The sequence below is a fragment of the Oceanicaulis sp. UBA2681 genome, from assembly GCF_002354675.1.
In the GTDB taxonomy this organism is placed as follows: Bacteria; Pseudomonadota; Alphaproteobacteria; order Caulobacterales; family Maricaulaceae; genus Oceanicaulis; species Oceanicaulis alexandrii.
Map to the genome: position 1 here is coordinate 117,133 of NZ_DEMB01000004.1, position 14,938 is coordinate 132,070.

General features: G+C 63.3%; 17 protein-coding genes. 8 read left to right on the forward strand and 9 right to left on the reverse strand.

Annotated features, from left to right (window positions below; all coding sequences use genetic code 11):
- Nucleotides 1–254: 254 nt before the first annotated feature.
- From B3M53_RS03745 to B3M53_RS03755, 3 genes are all read right to left on the reverse strand, one after another.
- Nucleotides 255–560 carry a hypothetical protein gene (locus B3M53_RS03745; protein WP_022700767.1) on the reverse strand — a complete coding sequence of 102 codons (306 nt, stop codon included), beginning with the start codon at nucleotides 558–560 and terminating at the stop codon, nucleotides 255–257.
- 129 nt (nucleotides 561–689) lie between these two features.
- Nucleotides 690–1,220, reverse strand: coding sequence for a carboxymuconolactone decarboxylase family protein (locus tag B3M53_RS03750; RefSeq protein ID WP_273021003.1), 531 nt, complete (start codon nucleotides 1,218–1,220; stop codon nucleotides 690–692).
- A gap of 206 nt (nucleotides 1,221–1,426) precedes the next feature.
- A complete protein-coding gene (locus B3M53_RS03755) occupies nucleotides 1,427–1,978 on the reverse strand; it encodes a peroxiredoxin (RefSeq protein ID WP_160092841.1) in 552 nt (183 codons plus the stop codon).
- A gap of 359 nt (nucleotides 1,979–2,337) precedes the next feature.
- Between B3M53_RS03755 and katG the strand changes: the two genes are divergently transcribed.
- Nucleotides 2,338–4,512 (forward strand): catalase/peroxidase HPI, encoded by a 2,175-nt coding sequence (gene katG / locus B3M53_RS03760; protein ID WP_273021004.1) that lies wholly within the window; start codon nucleotides 2,338–2,340, stop codon nucleotides 4,510–4,512.
- 89 nt (nucleotides 4,513–4,601) lie between these two features.
- Complete coding sequence (locus tag B3M53_RS03765) at nucleotides 4,602–5,516, forward strand: hydrogen peroxide-inducible genes activator (RefSeq protein WP_273021005.1); 915 nt, start codon at nucleotides 4,602–4,604, stop codon at nucleotides 5,514–5,516.
- Between the two features lie 274 nt (nucleotides 5,517–5,790).
- Here the strand turns inward: B3M53_RS03765 and fabB are convergent, their stop codons facing one another.
- The 3 genes from fabB to B3M53_RS03780 form a co-directional block, all read right to left on the reverse strand.
- A complete protein-coding gene (fabB, locus tag B3M53_RS03770) occupies nucleotides 5,791–7,005 on the reverse strand; it encodes a beta-ketoacyl-ACP synthase I (protein ID WP_273021007.1) in 1,215 nt (404 codons plus the stop codon).
- On the reverse strand, nucleotides 7,002–7,538 hold the full coding sequence (gene fabA / locus B3M53_RS03775; protein ID WP_160092837.1) for a 3-hydroxyacyl-[acyl-carrier-protein] dehydratase FabA: 537 nt from the start codon (nucleotides 7,536–7,538) through the stop codon (nucleotides 7,002–7,004). The genes fabB and fabA overlap by 4 nt, the downstream gene beginning before the upstream one ends.
- 114 nt (nucleotides 7,539–7,652) lie before the next feature.
- Complete coding sequence (locus tag B3M53_RS03780) at nucleotides 7,653–8,243, reverse strand: SH3 domain-containing protein (RefSeq protein ID WP_022700760.1); 591 nt, start codon at nucleotides 8,241–8,243, stop codon at nucleotides 7,653–7,655.
- A gap of 138 nt (nucleotides 8,244–8,381) precedes the next feature.
- On the opposite strand from B3M53_RS03780, the gene B3M53_RS03785 reads away from it, so the two are divergent.
- Nucleotides 8,382–9,287 carry an MBL fold metallo-hydrolase gene (locus tag B3M53_RS03785; protein ID WP_273021010.1) on the forward strand — a complete coding sequence of 302 codons (906 nt, stop codon included), beginning with the start codon at nucleotides 8,382–8,384 and terminating at the stop codon, nucleotides 9,285–9,287.
- A complete protein-coding gene (locus B3M53_RS03790; protein WP_156861404.1) occupies nucleotides 9,274–9,513 on the forward strand; it encodes a hypothetical protein in 240 nt (79 codons plus the stop codon). The genes B3M53_RS03785 and B3M53_RS03790 overlap by 14 nt, the downstream gene beginning before the upstream one ends.
- Before the next feature lie 243 nt (nucleotides 9,514–9,756).
- Here B3M53_RS03790 and B3M53_RS03795 read toward each other — a convergent pair whose 3' ends face one another.
- Entirely contained in the window at nucleotides 9,757–10,533 is a 777-nt protein-coding gene (locus B3M53_RS03795) for a HesA/MoeB/ThiF family protein (RefSeq protein WP_273021011.1), read from the reverse strand.
- Between the two features lie 106 nt (nucleotides 10,534–10,639).
- On the opposite strand from B3M53_RS03795, the gene B3M53_RS03800 reads away from it, so the two are divergent.
- The 4 genes from B3M53_RS03800 (at nucleotide 10,640) to B3M53_RS03815 (ending at nucleotide 13,867) form a co-directional block, all read left to right on the forward strand.
- Nucleotides 10,640–11,059: a hypothetical protein gene (locus tag B3M53_RS03800; protein WP_273021012.1), complete on the forward strand. Its 420-nt coding sequence runs from the start codon at nucleotides 10,640–10,642 to the stop codon at nucleotides 11,057–11,059.
- An 87-nt stretch (nucleotides 11,060–11,146) separates the two neighbouring features.
- The gene (locus B3M53_RS03805; protein ID WP_022700755.1) at nucleotides 11,147–11,692 is read left to right on the forward strand and encodes a hypothetical protein; all 546 of its coding nucleotides are present in this window, start codon (nucleotides 11,147–11,149) and stop codon (nucleotides 11,690–11,692) included.
- 64 nt (nucleotides 11,693–11,756) lie between these two features.
- Entirely contained in the window at nucleotides 11,757–13,061 is a 1,305-nt protein-coding gene (locus B3M53_RS03810; protein WP_022700754.1) for an ATP-dependent DNA helicase, read from the forward strand.
- On the forward strand, nucleotides 13,058–13,867 hold the full coding sequence (locus B3M53_RS03815; protein WP_273021014.1) for a PIN domain-containing protein: 810 nt from the start codon (nucleotides 13,058–13,060) through the stop codon (nucleotides 13,865–13,867). The genes B3M53_RS03810 and B3M53_RS03815 overlap by 4 nt, the downstream gene beginning before the upstream one ends.
- Here the strand turns inward: B3M53_RS03815 and dut are convergent.
- The gene (gene dut / locus B3M53_RS03820) at nucleotides 13,864–14,310 is read right to left on the reverse strand and encodes a dUTP diphosphatase (protein ID WP_022700752.1); all 447 of its coding nucleotides are present in this window, start codon (nucleotides 14,308–14,310) and stop codon (nucleotides 13,864–13,866) included. The genes B3M53_RS03815 and dut overlap by 4 nt on opposite strands.
- Before the next feature lie 22 nt (nucleotides 14,311–14,332).
- Nucleotides 14,333–14,827 (reverse strand): hypothetical protein, encoded by a 495-nt coding sequence (locus B3M53_RS03825; RefSeq protein WP_022700751.1) that lies wholly within the window; start codon nucleotides 14,825–14,827, stop codon nucleotides 14,333–14,335.
- Between the last annotated feature and the right edge of the window lie 111 nt (nucleotides 14,828–14,938).

A 14,938-nucleotide genomic window follows, 5' to 3' on the forward strand; every position in this document is an offset into this window, starting at 1 on the left:
ATGAACAGATCACCCACCGGCTTGACGAAAGTCTCCAGCCAAGAGGCGGCTGCAGGGCCGCCCATGACCTGGCTCAGAACGCCGCCGAAGATCACGCCGATCACCAACGCGCCAAGCACGCGCTGCCATAGCGCGATCTTAAACCAACCTCTCATACAGGCCCCTCCCCGGCGGCTCTCATATCAGAACCGCGCCAGCCTAAGCCCGGATGCGAACAGGTCAACGATCTGAGGCCGTAGGGCCTTCGATTGGTGTCAGGATTTGGGATGTGAAGCGGCCTGGCCGATGGCCTTGAGCCCGCCCATGCGCACGCCGTACACCAGCCAGATCACGCCGATGATCAAGAGCCAGGGCGAGACGGCGAAGGTCGGATTGATGCGTGAGACAATGACCAGAACAGCCGCCAGCACGATATGGCCGATCACCACCCGCCAACGCAGGTCGCGATAGCTTTCAGCCGTCCGGATGGTGGCTTCTGAAAACCAGCGCCAGGCCCGGTTCACGCCGCCGGAATCGCGGGCGCGGCGGGTGCTTTCTGACTGGTCGGGTTGATAGCTCATATTTTCAGGATACGGACTTGTTCGGGGTGTGTCAAAAGACCGCGATCGCCTGCGCTCCATAAAAAAACCCGCCGGCACGGCCTGTGACAGACCGCCCGACGGGCTCAGGAGAGATCGTGAGTCTGGGACTTAGCCCAGCGCGCTTTCCGCGCGGATGATCGCGGCGGCGGCGTTGACCACGGACCCGATGCGGACGGCGGCCTGGATCTGTTCGGCGGTGAGGCCGGCCTTGCGCAGTTCATGTTCGTGCGCGTCGATGCACATGCCGCAGCCATTGATGGCGGACACAGCGAGCGACCACAGTTCAAAGTCGGCTTTGTCGACGCCCGGATTGCCGATCACATTCATGCGCAGCTTGGCCGGCATGGTTTTGTAATCGCTGGCGGAAACCAGATGGTTGAAGCGATAGAACACATTGTTCATGCCCATGATCGACGCGGCGGCCTTGGCGGCGGAGACCGCCTCGGGCGACAGCTTGTCCTCGATCTCGCCAACAATGTCGGTCAGGGTTTCGCGCTCGCCCACGGCGTAGGCGGACGCCAGGAAGCAGCCATATTTCTTCTGGTCGTCGAGCACGGTTTCGCGGGCCAGGGAGCTGAGGTTCAGCTTGATGTCCTTGGCGTGTTCGGGCATGCGATTTTTCAGGGCGTCAAGGCTCATGGCGCGTCCTTTCATGATGAATGGCGGGTTTGGACCGGTCGTCCAGCAGGACGAAAGATCGCCCGGCGTCTGAAGGGGGGGGGACGAACGCAGGGCGGGGGACATTGGGACGACCGGTCCGGCTTTAGCCATGGCGGGCCATGGATAAAGCAGGGCGGGCCGCCGTCGGACGGCTCCCCGCAGAGAGCCGTCCTTGAGCGAAGCGATTACGCTGCGAGCGTGTCGCCGCCAGCCTGGCGGTTGCACGGGCACAGTTCGTCGGTCTGCAGGGCGTCCAGAACACGCAGGGTGTCTTCGGGGTTGCGGCCCACATTCAGGTTGGTCGCATACACGTGCTGGATCACGCCGTCCGGGTCGACGATGTAGGTGTAGCGGAACGCCACGCCTTCCGGCGAACGCACGCCCAGGCCGTCAACCAGCGAACCGGTGGTGTCAGCGAACTGCCACTGGTTCAGACCGTTCAGGTCCGGGTGCTCGCGGCGCCAGCCCAGCTTGGAGAATTCGTTGTCGGTGGAGCCGGTCATCACGACGGCGTCACGATCAGCAAATTCGTCTTCGAGGTTGGCGAAAGCCACGATCTCGGTCGGGCAGACGAAGGTGAAATCCTTCGGATAGAAGACGATGACTTTCCACTTGCCCGGGAAGGACTCGTTGGTGATCGCCTCGAAAGCGGACTCGCCGTTTTGCTCGTGCTCGTTGAATTTCGGCTTGACGCCGGTGACTTCGAATTCGGGGAGCTTGTCGCCAATGCCCAGCATAATTTCTCTCCTGGCAGGTTTGAATCTCTTGGGTCGAGGACGAATGATTGAGGGGCCCGCCCTTCGACGAGACTGGATATGGACCTGAGCTATTGATAAATCCAATGGATTGTTCCTGTTGCTCCCATAGGATTTATCAATACGGCTGAGCTGGTGCCTCTTTCACGCTGTTTTTCAGTGATTGATCGCTCTTTCAAATCCGAGCGCTTCAGGCGGGCCAGACCCTGCGCAAACCCGCAGAGATATTAGTATTATTGGTATTTCCTATGTCTCACCGTAATTAAATTGATTTGATATATGCCTCATCCTGGCGTGATATTGTGCTCAATCTAAGCGTTCTGATCCGGGAGGACATGACCATGGACGGACACGATATGAAAAATCCGGGCGGTTGCCCGTTCCACCACGGCGGCAACACCGCCATGGACAAGCCGGTCACCAAATGGTGGCCGAACGCGCTCAATCTCGACATTCTTCATCAGCGCGGCGCACGCACCAATCCGATGGACCCCGATTTCGACTACAAGTCGGAAGTGGCGAAACTCGATTTCGATGCGGTGAAAGCCGACGTCAAAGCCCTGCTGCATGACAGCCAGGACTGGTGGCCGGCCGATTGGGGCCATTATGGCGGCCTGATGATTCGCCTCGCCTGGCACTCGGCGGGCTCTTACCGCCTGGCGGACGGCCGCGGCGGCGCCGGGTCCGGCAATATCCGTTTCGCCCCGCTCAATTCCTGGCCGGACAACGCCAGCCTGGACAAGGCGCGCCGCCTGTTATGGCCGGTGAAAAAGAAATACGGCAACAAGCTGTCCTGGGCCGACCTGATTATTCTGTCGGGCACCGTGGCTTATGAGGATATGGGGCTGAAGACCTTTGGCTTCGGCTATGGCCGTGAAGACATCTGGGGCCCCGAGACGGACGTCTATTGGGGTTCTGAGTCGCAGTTTCTCGCCAACAGCGAAGAGCGCTATGGCGATCTCGACGACACCTCCACGCTCGAAAACCCCCTTGCGGCGACGCATATGGGCCTGATCTACGTCAATCCGGAAGGCGTGAACGGTCAACCCGATCCGCTGAAAACCGCCGCCCAGGTGCGCGAGACCTTCAAGCGCATGGCGATGAATGACGAAGAGACCGCGGCTCTCACCTGCGGTGGCCACACCGTGGGCAAAGCGCATGGTCGCGGCGCGGTCGATCAGATCGGCGCGGAGCCTGAAGCCTGCGGCGTGGACTCCCAGGGCTTCGGCTGGGCCAATCCCGGCCTTGAAGGCAAGGCGACGAACGCCTTCACGTCAGGCATTGAAGGCGCCTGGACCCAGCATCCCACCCAGTGGGACATGGGCTATTTCGAGTATCTGTTTGACTATGACTGGGAACTGAAGAAATCCCCGGCCGGCGCCTGGCAATGGGAGCCGGTGAACATGCCGGAGGATATCAAGCCGGTCGACGCGTCCGACCCCTCCATTCGCCATAACCCCATTATGACCGATGCGGATATGGGCATGAAAATGGACCCGGTCTATAACGAGATCTGCCAGCGTTTCCGCAAGGATCCGGAGTATTTCGCCGACACGTTCGCGCGCGCCTGGTTCAAGCTGACCCACCGCGATATGGGACCCAAGGCGAATTATGTGGGCCCGGACGTGCCCGGCGAAGACCTGATCTGGCAGGACCCGATCCCCGAAGGGTCAACCGATTACGATGTGGACGTGGTGAAAGCGAAGATCGCCGCCAGTGACCTGACCCCGGCCGAGCTGATCGCCACGGCCTGGGATAGCGCCCGCACCTTCCGCGGCTCTGACAAGCGCGGCGGCGCCAATGGCGCCCGCATCCGGCTGGCGCCCCAGAAGGACTGGGACGGCAATGAGCCCCTGCGTCTGGCGCGGGTCCTCGCGGTGCTGGAGCCGATCGCGGCCCAGAGCGGCGCCTCCGTGGCCGATGTCATCGTGCTGGGCGGCGTTGTGGGTCTGGAAGCGGCGATCAAGCAGGCGGGCTCTGATGTTTCAGTGCCGTTCTCGCCGGGACGCGGCGATGCGGCCGATGAGATGACGGATGCGGAATCCTTTGAACCGCTCGAGCCGCTGGCGGACGGGTTCCGCAACTGGATGAAGGACCGCTACTCGGTCAGCGCCGAAGAGCTGTTGCTGGATCGCGCCCAGCTTCTGGGTCTGACAGCCAATGAAATGACGGTTCTGGTCGGCGGCTTGCGCGTGCTGGGCGTCAATCATGGCGGCTCGCGCCTCGGGGTCTTCACCGACCGGATCGGCGCGTTGACGACCGACTTCTTCGTCAATCTGACCGATATGGACCTCAGCTGGCATCCGGCGGAAGACGGGCTCTATGAGATCCGCAACCGCAAGACCGGCGAAGTCAAATGGGGCGCCACCAGCGCGGATCTGGTGTTCGGATCGAACTCGATCCTGCGCGCCTATGCCGAGGTCTACGCCCAGGACGACAATAAGGAGAAGTTCGTCAAGGACTTCGTCGCCGCCTGGACCAAGGTCATGAACGCAGATCGTTTTGACCTGACTTGAGCCTTGATGGAGCGCTCCCTGAACCCAGGGGGCGCTCCCGTTCTATCCCCGCATCCTCCCACATCGCTTTTAGACGATCAGGACGCCTTATGGTTGGCCATCTGCCTACGTTGCGACAACTCACCTTCCTGTCGGCGCTCGCCGAGCACGGCTCATTTTCCCGCGCCGCCGAAGCCGCCCATGTGACCCAGCCCACCCTGTCCGCAGGGATCAAGGAGCTGGAGACGATCCTGGGCGCCACCCTTGTGGAGCGCGGCGCGCGCGGCGCAGTGCTGACCCCGGCCGGCGAGGCGGCGGTGGCGCGGGCGCGCATCGTGCTCACCGAAGCGGAAGACCTGGTCCATGTGGCGCGCGCGGCGGGCGAGCCCTTGAGCGGGCCATTCCGTCTGGGAGTCATCCCTACAATCGCGCCCTTCTTGCTGCCCAAAGTCCTGCCCAGCCTGCGCACCCACTATCCCAAGCTTGAACTCTTCCTGCGCGAAGACCTGACACACCGGCTGGTGGATGCGCTGAAAGACCGGCGTCTGGATGCGGCGCTGATCGCGCTGCCCTATGACGCGCCCGGCATCGAGACCACAGGCGTTCTGGAAGACGAGTTTCTGTTCGCTGCAACGCCGGACCATCCGCTGGCCCAGCGCGACACGCTCAGCCCCGAAATGCTGGCGGATGAACAGCTCTTGCTGCTCGAAGACGGTCATTGCCTGCGCGATCATGCGCTGGCGGTCTGCTCGGCCAGCCGTCCCGACACGAACGACGCCCGGTCTGACTTCGCAGCCACCTCGCTTCATACGCTCGTGCAGATGGTGAAATCGGGCCTAGGGGCCACGCTTCTGCCCAAGCTCGCGATTGATGCGGGGCTCGCGGACCGGCTCGACCTCGCCATCCGTCCTTTCGACCCGCCTGTGGCCGGCCGGGAAATCGGCGTCGCTTGGCGCAAGGGCAGCGCCCGCGAGCACGAAGCGCGCATGCTGGCCGATGCGGTGCGCGAGGCGCTGAAGGGTTAGGGAGAAAGCGCTGAATTCCCGGGCGAGCGAAGCGAAGACCCGGGACCTCCCTCCGCGTAAAGCGCCATATCCTGATGGAGGCCCCGGCTCGGCGCTGCGCTTGGCCGGGGTTTCAGCCTCTCAGGCATGGCATTCACCGGTTTATCGGGGGATGAGAGGGTTTGAATATTGTTTCTCCCTCTTCCCCGGCCTTCGCCGGGGAAGAGGGAGTGGGAAGACAACAAAAAACCCCGGCGTTTCCGCCGGGGTTTTCGTTTGGCGCTGGGCGCGGAGTCTAGTCCGGGCGGCCCAGAATGATGGTGCCGTTGGTGCCGCCAAACCCGAAGGAGTTCGACAGGACCGTGTTGAGCTCGGTCTGCTTCGTCTCGGTGACGATCGGCAGGTCGGCCAGCTCGGGATCCATCTCGTCGATATTGATGGAGGGGGCGATGAAGCCCTCTTTCATCATCAGAAGCGAATAGATGGCTTCCTGAACGCCCGCGGCGCCCAGCGAGTGACCGGTCATGGACTTGGTCGCCGACAGGGCCGGGACATCCTTGCCGAACACGCCGCGCAGACCTTCGGCCTCTTTCACGTCGCCGACGGGCGTCGAGGTGGCGTGCGGGTTGATGTAGTCGATCTTGCGACCCTTGGCCTCTTCCAGCGCGATCTGCATGCAGCGCGCTGCACCTTCGCCAGACGGCTGGACCATGTCATGGCCGTCAGAGGTGGCGCCATAGCCGAGCACTTCGGCGTAGATGGTCGCGCCGCGCGCTTTCGCCCGCTCGTACTCTTCCAGCACCACAATGCCGGCGCCGCCCGCAATGACGAAGCCGTCGCGGTTCTTGTCGAACGCGCGCGAAGCTACTGACGGCGTGTCGTTATAGTTCGAGCTCATGGCGCCCATGGCGTCAAACAGGTTTGAAAGCGCCCAGTGCAGCTCTTCACCGCCGCCGGCGAACATCACATCCTGCTTGCCCCATTGGATCTGCTCGGCGGCCGCGCCCATGCAGTGCAGGGACGTGGTGCAGGCCGAGCTGATCGAATAGTTCAGCCCCTTGATCTTGAACGGAGTGGCGAGCGTCGCCGAGCCGGTCGAGCACATGGCTTTCGGAACCGCGAACGGGCCGATGCGCTTGGGGCCTTTCTCGCGGGTGATGTCGGCGGCCTTTACGATCGCCTCCACAGAGGGACCGCCGGTGCCGACGATCAGGCCGGTGCGCGGGTTGGAGACATCGCTGTCCTCGAGCCCCGCGTCCTCGATCGCCTGTTGCATGGACATGTAAGCCCAGCCGGCGCCTTCGCCCATGAAGCGATAGGCGCGCTTGTCCACATGCTCGGCCGGATTGGCGTTCGGGCGGGCATGGACCTGGCATTTGAAGTTCAGATCGGCGTATTCAGGGGCCGCAATGACGCCGCTCTTGCCCGCTTTCAGGCTGGCGGCGACTTCTGCGGCGTTATCGCCGATGGATGAAACGATGCCGATACCGGTGACGACGACACGCCTCATGCTTTTTCTCCGCCTTGGTTAAGCTCTTCAGGCCGGAACAGACCCACGCGCAAGTCTTTCGCCGTGTAGATGGTCTGACCGTCCGCTTCTACGTGGCCATCGGCGATGCCCAGCACAAGGCGACGATTGATCACACGCTTGAGATCAATGACGTAACGCACATTCTTGACGCTGGGGGGGACCTGGCCGGTGAATTTCACCTCGCCCACGCCCAGGGCGCGGCCTTTGCCCGGCGCGCCGGTCCAGCCCAGGAAAAAGCCCACGAGCTGCCACATGGCGTCCAGACCCAGGCAGCCCGGCATCACCGGGTCGCCCTGGAAGTGGCAATCGAAGAACCACAGATCGGGGGTCACATCGAGTTCGGCCACCAAAAGGCCTTTGCCATGGGCGCCGCCATCGGAGGTGATCTCGGTGATGCGATCAAACATCAACATGGGCGGCAGCGGCAATTGCGCATTGCCCGGACCGAAGAGATCGCCTTTGCCGCAGGCGATCAGGTCATCATATGTGTAGCTGTTTTTCTGGTCTGTCATGGGGTCCGTCGTGCCGGCCCGGCGACGCATGCCGGGGGTCGGAAGTTGCGGCGAACGCGCCAGCGCTACGCGTGAAATGCGACGCGCCAGGCTGTCATCCTGGGTTCAGATCCGTCAGTCGGCCGAGGCGGGGTTTTCGAGATCCGCCGTCCGTCCGTCTGGTTCAGGCGAAGAGCGGTAGCATGACGCTTGCCCCCCCTCAAGCGCGGGGGTCGGCTCGGTCTCTTCAGGATAGACGCCCCAGAACGCCGCTGCAGGCGCCCATCCGCGGTGATCCTCGGCTTCCAGGCGGCACCAGCCAGCCCGGCACCGCTCCAGCCATAACACCGCCCCTGCTTCCACATCCGCGATCAGGGCGGAGCTTGAATCCGGGCGGGCCAGCAATTGCGTCGCGTCTTGCGCCCAGACCGAGCGTCGCCCGGTCAGGGTGCGGCGGTGCATCCAGACGTCTTCCCCTTCTGGATCGCGCACCCGCCGCCAGTCCGGCGTTTCGGCGACCACTTCCATGGGCAGTCCCTGGCGCTGATAGAGCCAGGCGACCGGATGGGCGAAGGACGGGCCGGCGCGGCCGCGCGTTTCATTGTATTTCAGCGATACGAAGCGCGGGACGGGAAGCCCCGAAAACGTGTCGCAGGTCTGCGCTCGGGCCGGGCCAGATCCCAAGCCTGCGCAAACAATGATGATCAAAGCAAAGAGCGTCCGCATGGGCGCGCCACATCCCAGCCAGAGTGAATCCGGGGTTAAATGTGAAGCCTCAGGATTAAGATTGTTTTTCAGTCGGGCTGGATATGGGCGTTCATCACACCCATTTGGCCAACAGACCGCAGCCATCGGGGAACCGCCATGATCCGCACCGCTCTCATCGCCAGCCTTGCGCTCGGCGCCAGTGTCCAGGCTCACGCCCAGACTGACACTCAAGTCTATGTGGAGACCAGCGATCTGGGATCGGGGATCTACATGCTCGCCACCAATCGCGCGGGCAATGTGGGCGTCAGCGTCGGTGAAGACGGCGTCTTCATGATCGACACCCAGATGCCGCAATTCGCCCCCGCCATCGACGCCGCGCAGCGCGCCGTATCCGGCGACCGGGCGGTGGATCTGGTGCTCAACACGCACCTTCACGGCGACCATGTGCTGGGCAACGCCTATTTCGCGGAACAGGGCGCGACCATCATGGCCCACCCCAGCGTGCGTGACGCGTTGATGAATCCGGTGACCGCCCAGCTGACGGGCGCGACGCCGGAGCCGCTGTCCGGCGCTTTCCTGCCGACGGTGGGCGTCAATGACGGTGATGTGGTCACGATCAACGGCCTGAGCGCGCGCCTGCACCACACCCCCGACGCCCATACCAATGGCGACATCTTCGTGGTGTTTGAGGATGCGAACGTCATCCATGCCGGCGATCTGCTGTTCTCTGGCTGGTTCCCCTATATCGATCTCGACAATGGCGGCACGGTGGACGGGTTCATCGCCGGCATGCAGGCCATTGTGGACGTGGCGGATTCCGACACCCAGATCATTCCCGGCCATGGCCCGCTGTCGACTAAAGCCGATCTTGAAGCCAGCATCACCATGCTGACCCAGGCCAAGGCCGAAGTGGCGGCGCTGGTCGAGCAAGGCATGAATTTGCAGCAGGTTCAGGACGCAGAGCCGCTGGCGGCCTTCCATGACGAGTGGAATTGGGCTTTCATCACCACCGAACGCATGGTCTGGACGCTGTACCGGGATATCACGGGTGAAACAGAGTAAAACTAGCACGGTCTGGATGCCTGAACCGCGCATCCTGACGCTCATCGTGATGATCGCCGGGGTGATGGGGCTGACCTTCGCCGCCTTGCTGGGGAGCTGGCTCTCCGGCATGGCGGTCGGGCTCGTTTTTGCGGGCGGCATCTATCTGTTTGTCGTGGTCAACGCGCGCCGCGCCGCCAAGACCCTGGCCCAGCATCATTCCGGCAAGCATCGCGGCCGACTGTGACGACTTGCCGCGCCTGCCCGGCATAGGGTAGGACAGAGGCAGAGTGTCTCAGGTACGCAGTCACGATGCTGATCAATCATGCTTCCACCCCCCGGCGCAGAGCCGATCTGACCCTGCTCAGCTTTCTGGCGGTCGGGGTTGTGGTTACGCTTTTGGTCGGGGTTCTGGGCCGCAGCGTCTGGCTGGCGATGCTGGTGGGCGTCGCGCCGAGCGTGCTTCTGGGCGCGCTCGCCTGGTTCCGGATCAGACGGGGCCGGTGCGGGGGGTGTCAGTTCTGCCCGATGCGCAAGCCGGGCAGCTGCGGGATGCCGGCAGAGTAACCGTCCGGGCCCGACCCGACAGACCATCATAGACGCAAATCCTCCCGATCAGCGGCTCGCCAGCGCCGGTGATCAGCTTGATCGCCTCCATCGCCATCATCGACCCGATCACCCCGGTCAGGGCGCCGACGACGCCCATGACGGCGCAGTCTTCTGCATCGGGCGGTGTTTCCGGCACCCAGCATTGATAACAGGGCGCGTCGGGTTTCTGATGCGGCGCGAAAACAGCGACCTGTCCCTCCCAGCGACCCACAGCGCCTGAAACCAGCGGAATTCCGGCCGCGATCGCAGCTGTGTTGACGGCGAAGCGGGTGGCGAAGTCGTCGCAGCCGTCCAGCACCAGATCAGCGCCCTCCAGCAGGTCCGGCAGCGTGTCGACGGTTGCACGTTCGCAGACCGCTTCCACGCTTACACCGGGATCCAGCGCCGTCAGCACGTCGCGGGCGCGCTCGGCCTTCGCAGCGTCCACATCGTCTGTGCGAAACAGGATTTGTCGTTGCAGATTGCTCAGCGACACGGTGTCGGGATCGACGATGCGCAAATGACCGACGCCCGCCGCGGCCAGATAGAGCAAGGCTGGCGCGCCCAGCCCGCCTGCGCCGATCACGGTGATGCGGGCGCGGGACAGCTTCTGCTGGCCCGGACCGCCCAGTTCTTTCAGGACAATGTGTCGGGCATGTCGTTTGACGTCCACGGCCATGACGGTCGACCTTGCTTGCAGGCGGCGGGCAGACCCTGTCTGCTCAGCTTGCGTTCATGAAGATGAGTGTAGCCCAGTGTGAACCGCCAACCATGGGGATGCACAGATGAAATACCAGATCGCCGCCGCCCTGGCCCTGATCGTGGCCGCCTGCGCCACCTCTGAAGGCTATCGCCAGCAGATGACCCAGCTGGTGGGGCGGACCCAGGATGTCCTGCTGGTGGAGTTCGGCTCCCCCGACAGCGTGGACAGCTTGAGCGATGGGGGCGAGGTGTGGAGCTATATGCGTGAACAACAGCGCACCGATCCGGGCGGCTATCGCACCATCCCCAATGAACGCCGCGTGACGTATGTTGACGAGTATGGCGAACGCCGGACCCGTATCGAACGCTATGACGAGACTGTGTACGAGCCCGCCCGCAGCTGGTGGGTGGAGTGCGAAACCCGCTTCGTGATCGACCCTGAAGGCGTGGTGCGTGATTTCCGCTTTGTCGGCGATGCTTGCGTGGCCGAAGAGCTGTACTAGGCGGAGTCGTTTTCTCCTTTTCGGGGAAAATGTTGTAAGACTTCATGTCGGGGCGTACGCTTGTCTCTTCTGAGAGGAGACAAGATCATGATCAAGACACTGACGCCGGTGGCGGTCGCCCTGTGCGCGCTGGGAAGCGCCCAGGCCCAGCAGGTCGAGCGACCGTCCAGCTTTGAGGGCGCTTCGCTCAGCCAGATGATCGCAGCCTATGGCGATCCGGTCGCCGGCGGTCCTGTCGGCGATGGACGGGTCGCATTGACCTTTGAAGTGCTCTCTCTTGAAACACCTGGGGCCGTCTCGCGCATGCTTCGCGAAGAGCCTGCAGATCAGATGCGCGTCGCGCTTCACCTGGACGAGACCCTGGAATGGACCCGGGTTGGGCCGGACACGTCTGTCGTTCGCACCGCCTCTGTCATCCAAGCGCCGAGACACAGCGCCGGGTCGCGCCCTGCGTCAGACGGCAGCCGGGCTGCGGGCGGCGTGACCGGCGCCGCGCTCATGCGGACTTCGGGATCAACGCGGGCGCGCTTTATTGAAGTGCCTTGCGAAGTGAACGCGGTCGTCGATGCGCAGGGCCGTGTGGAAAGTGTCAGTACGCCTTACCAGCCGTGTGAATCCATCTGGCGGCGCTGAGGCGCGTCACTGGCGTTCATTGTCAAAGCAGGCCAAGGTCAGGCTCCCTTGAAGGAGCCTGACCGTGCTGACCCCTCGCCCCTCATTCACTCTCTCGCCGGACCAGCAAGCGGTCGTGGATTACGCCATCAATGGCGGCGCTCATCTGTTTCTGACGGGCCGGGCCGGCACGGGTAAAACCACCGTTACGCGCGCGATCCTGCAACGCCTCGGGCCGCAGGCCGCCGTGGTGGCGCCGACGGGCGTCGCGGCGATGAATGCGGGCGGGCAGACCCTTCACAGCTTCTTCCGCCTGCCGCCGCGCCTGATCACGCCGGGCGATATTCGCCGCCTGCGCAATGCACGCACGGTGAAAGCGCTGACCACTCTGGTGATCGACGAGATCTCCATGGTGCGCTCGGACATGATGCAGGCGGTGGATTTCTCGCTGCGTCTCAATCGCGACAGCGCCGAACCCTTTGGCGGGGTGCGCATCATCCTGGTGGGCGATCTGGCGCAATTGCCGCCGATTGCACAGGGCGAGGAAGGGGCGTTTCTGGAAGACACCTATGGCGGGCCGTTTTTCTTTCACGCGCCCGCTTTCCGCGACGCCGGCTTCACCATGGTGGAGCTGACCGAGGTCCATCGTCAGGCGGACCCAGAGTTTGTCGAAGTGCTCAATGCTGTGCGGGACGGCGAGCTGACCCCTGACCTGGCCGAGATTCTGAACGCGCGCGTGACGGGCCGGATCGGCCTTGAAGCGTCTGGCACCCATGTGGTGCTGACCCCGACCAATCAGGCCGCTTCCTCGATCAATCAGGCCCGGCTTGAGGGCTTGCGCGGCGAACCGCGGGGCTTTTCGGGCAAGGTGGAGGGTGAGTTTGATCCGCGCCTCTTCCCGACCGACGATCCGCTGGTTCTGAAAGTCGGCGCGCGCGTCATGATGATCCGCAATGATCCCGGCGGGCGGTATGTGAACGGCTCCATCGGTGAAGTGGTGGGCTTTTCGTCAGATGGCGTCAAAGTGCATGTGAACGACCAGTTCGTCACCATCGAGCCTGTAAGCTGGGAGCGGATCCGCTACGCTGCGGACGGCCAGTCCAGCAAGCTCAAGCGCGAAACCATTGGCTCTTATGTGCAGTATCCGCTCAGGCTCGCCTGGGCGATGACCATTCACAAGGCGCAGGGCCTGACGCTCGACAAGGTCTATCTCGACGTCTCGCGCCGCCTCTTCGCCCATGGGCAGGCCTATGTGGCGCTGTCGCGCGCGCGAACCCTTGAAGGGTTGGAATTGTCTCGGCCCTTGCAGCCTTCTGACATCATTACGGATCAGCGCCTGTTTGACGTCAAAGCCTTCTGTGATCCCGCCCCGCTGGGGATTGGCGGATGACGCCTGAGGCTGCGCAGCGCGCACTGGGCGTGGACGCCTGGGGCCTGAACCAACTTGTCGCGCAGGGCGAGTTCGCCGAAGCGCTGGATGATCGCAGCGTCAAACGCCTCGCCGAGCAGCGGGATCGGGTCCGGGCGCAGGCGTTCAAGAATCTGGCGCGCATGGACGGCCCGCATCTGGCGCCGTCCGGTTCGGACGCTCCGGTGATCGCGGCGCCGGACGCGGTCGCCCTTCCCGAGGACTTTGATCGGCCGGCGGTGTTTCTGGACGCCTGCGTGCTCGCCAGCGCGGTGCGGCGGCATCTGGTCCTGGCGCTGGCGGAGGCTGGGTTTTTCTATCCGCGCTGGTCTGAAAAAGTCCTGTTTGAAACCGGTCACGCCCATGCGCGCATCGTCGACGGAAAGCCGGATCGCGATGGGCCGGGCGAAGCGTCGCAACTGGTCATGGCGCTAGAGCATGCCTGGCCTGAAGCGATGGTCCCGACCGAAGAAGCGGATTTGATCAAGGTGACCGGCAAACTGCCCGACCCGGACGACGCCCATGTGATGCAGGCCGCCGCGGCCGGGCAGGCGCGGGTGATCCTGACGGAAAATATGAAGGACTTCCCCCGCGCGACCTTGAAACCGCTGGGGCTGTATGCCCGTCCGTCTGGTGAATTCATCGCCAGCCGGTTGGGACTCGCGCCCGAGGCGGCGACAGCTGCCGTATTGGGCGCGGCGCACCGGCTTGGGCTCAGCGCGCCGCGTTTCGGGCTGGCCTTGCAACGCGCAAGGCTAGGGTCGTTGGCGAAAAAGCTGGGCTTTTAGACGCCGGTCGAGCCGAACCCGCCGGCGCCACGAGCGGTTTCATCCAGCGTTTCGACCGGGTTCCAGCGGATCTGGGTGAACTGGCCGATCACCATTTGCGCGATGCGCTCGCCGCGCTGGACGATGAACGGCTCCTTGCCGTGATTGATCAGGTTCACATGCAATTCGCCGCGATAATCGGCGTCCACCGTGCCGGGCGTGTTGACGCAGGAAATGCCCTTCTTGGCCGCCAGGCCCGACCGGGGCCGGATCTGGGCTTCATAGCCCTCGGGCAAGGCGATGCAGATGCCGGTGGGGATGAGTTTCCACTCGCCAGGTTCGATCACCACGGGCGCGTCTGCGGGCACGGCGGCGGGCAGGTCGAGACCCGCGGAGCCGGAAGTCTGGTAGGCTGGCAGGTCCAGACCTTCAAAATGTTCCAGCGTTTTGACATTCAGCTTCATGACGACGCGCCTTGCTACACGATTAGTCCAGAACCTGACCCTGCTGGGCCATTTCCTCCAGGAGGGCGGCTTCGCGCTGCTCGATTGAGGACATGGACGCGTTGATGGCGTCTGCTTCTGCCTGTGTCACTTCCCCCTGGGGCAATTGGGCGATGTATTGAGCCGGGACGATTTCGCCATCGGCGGATTCTTGCTCGCCGATGTACGCCATGATGAGCAGGGCAGGCGGACGTCCATCCTGATCCAGGCGGATCATCAATGGAATCTGGTGATACCGCACCAATTCAAAATCATTGGGCTCGGGTACGATGCTCTCACGAAAGCAAACGATGGCGTCAGCGCCTTCAGGCATGTCAGGCCGCGCCATGAGTCCTGGCTGACTCGCGGCTTCAACGAGGTCAAACCCCTCCAGAAGGACGGGCGTATCGGACGGTTGGGCTGTGTTGACGGCAGAACAGTCCGCAAGGGCCTGAGGCGATGCGGCGAGCGCCAGTGCGACGGCTAGGACAGCTTTCATCTCATATCCCCTCTGACTTGGTTTTCGCGACCCTAGAGAGGATTATCAGCGGTATCAAATATAGTCTTCAGGCACAGCCGCGCTCACGCTGGCGCAGAGCTCCGGCGTGAG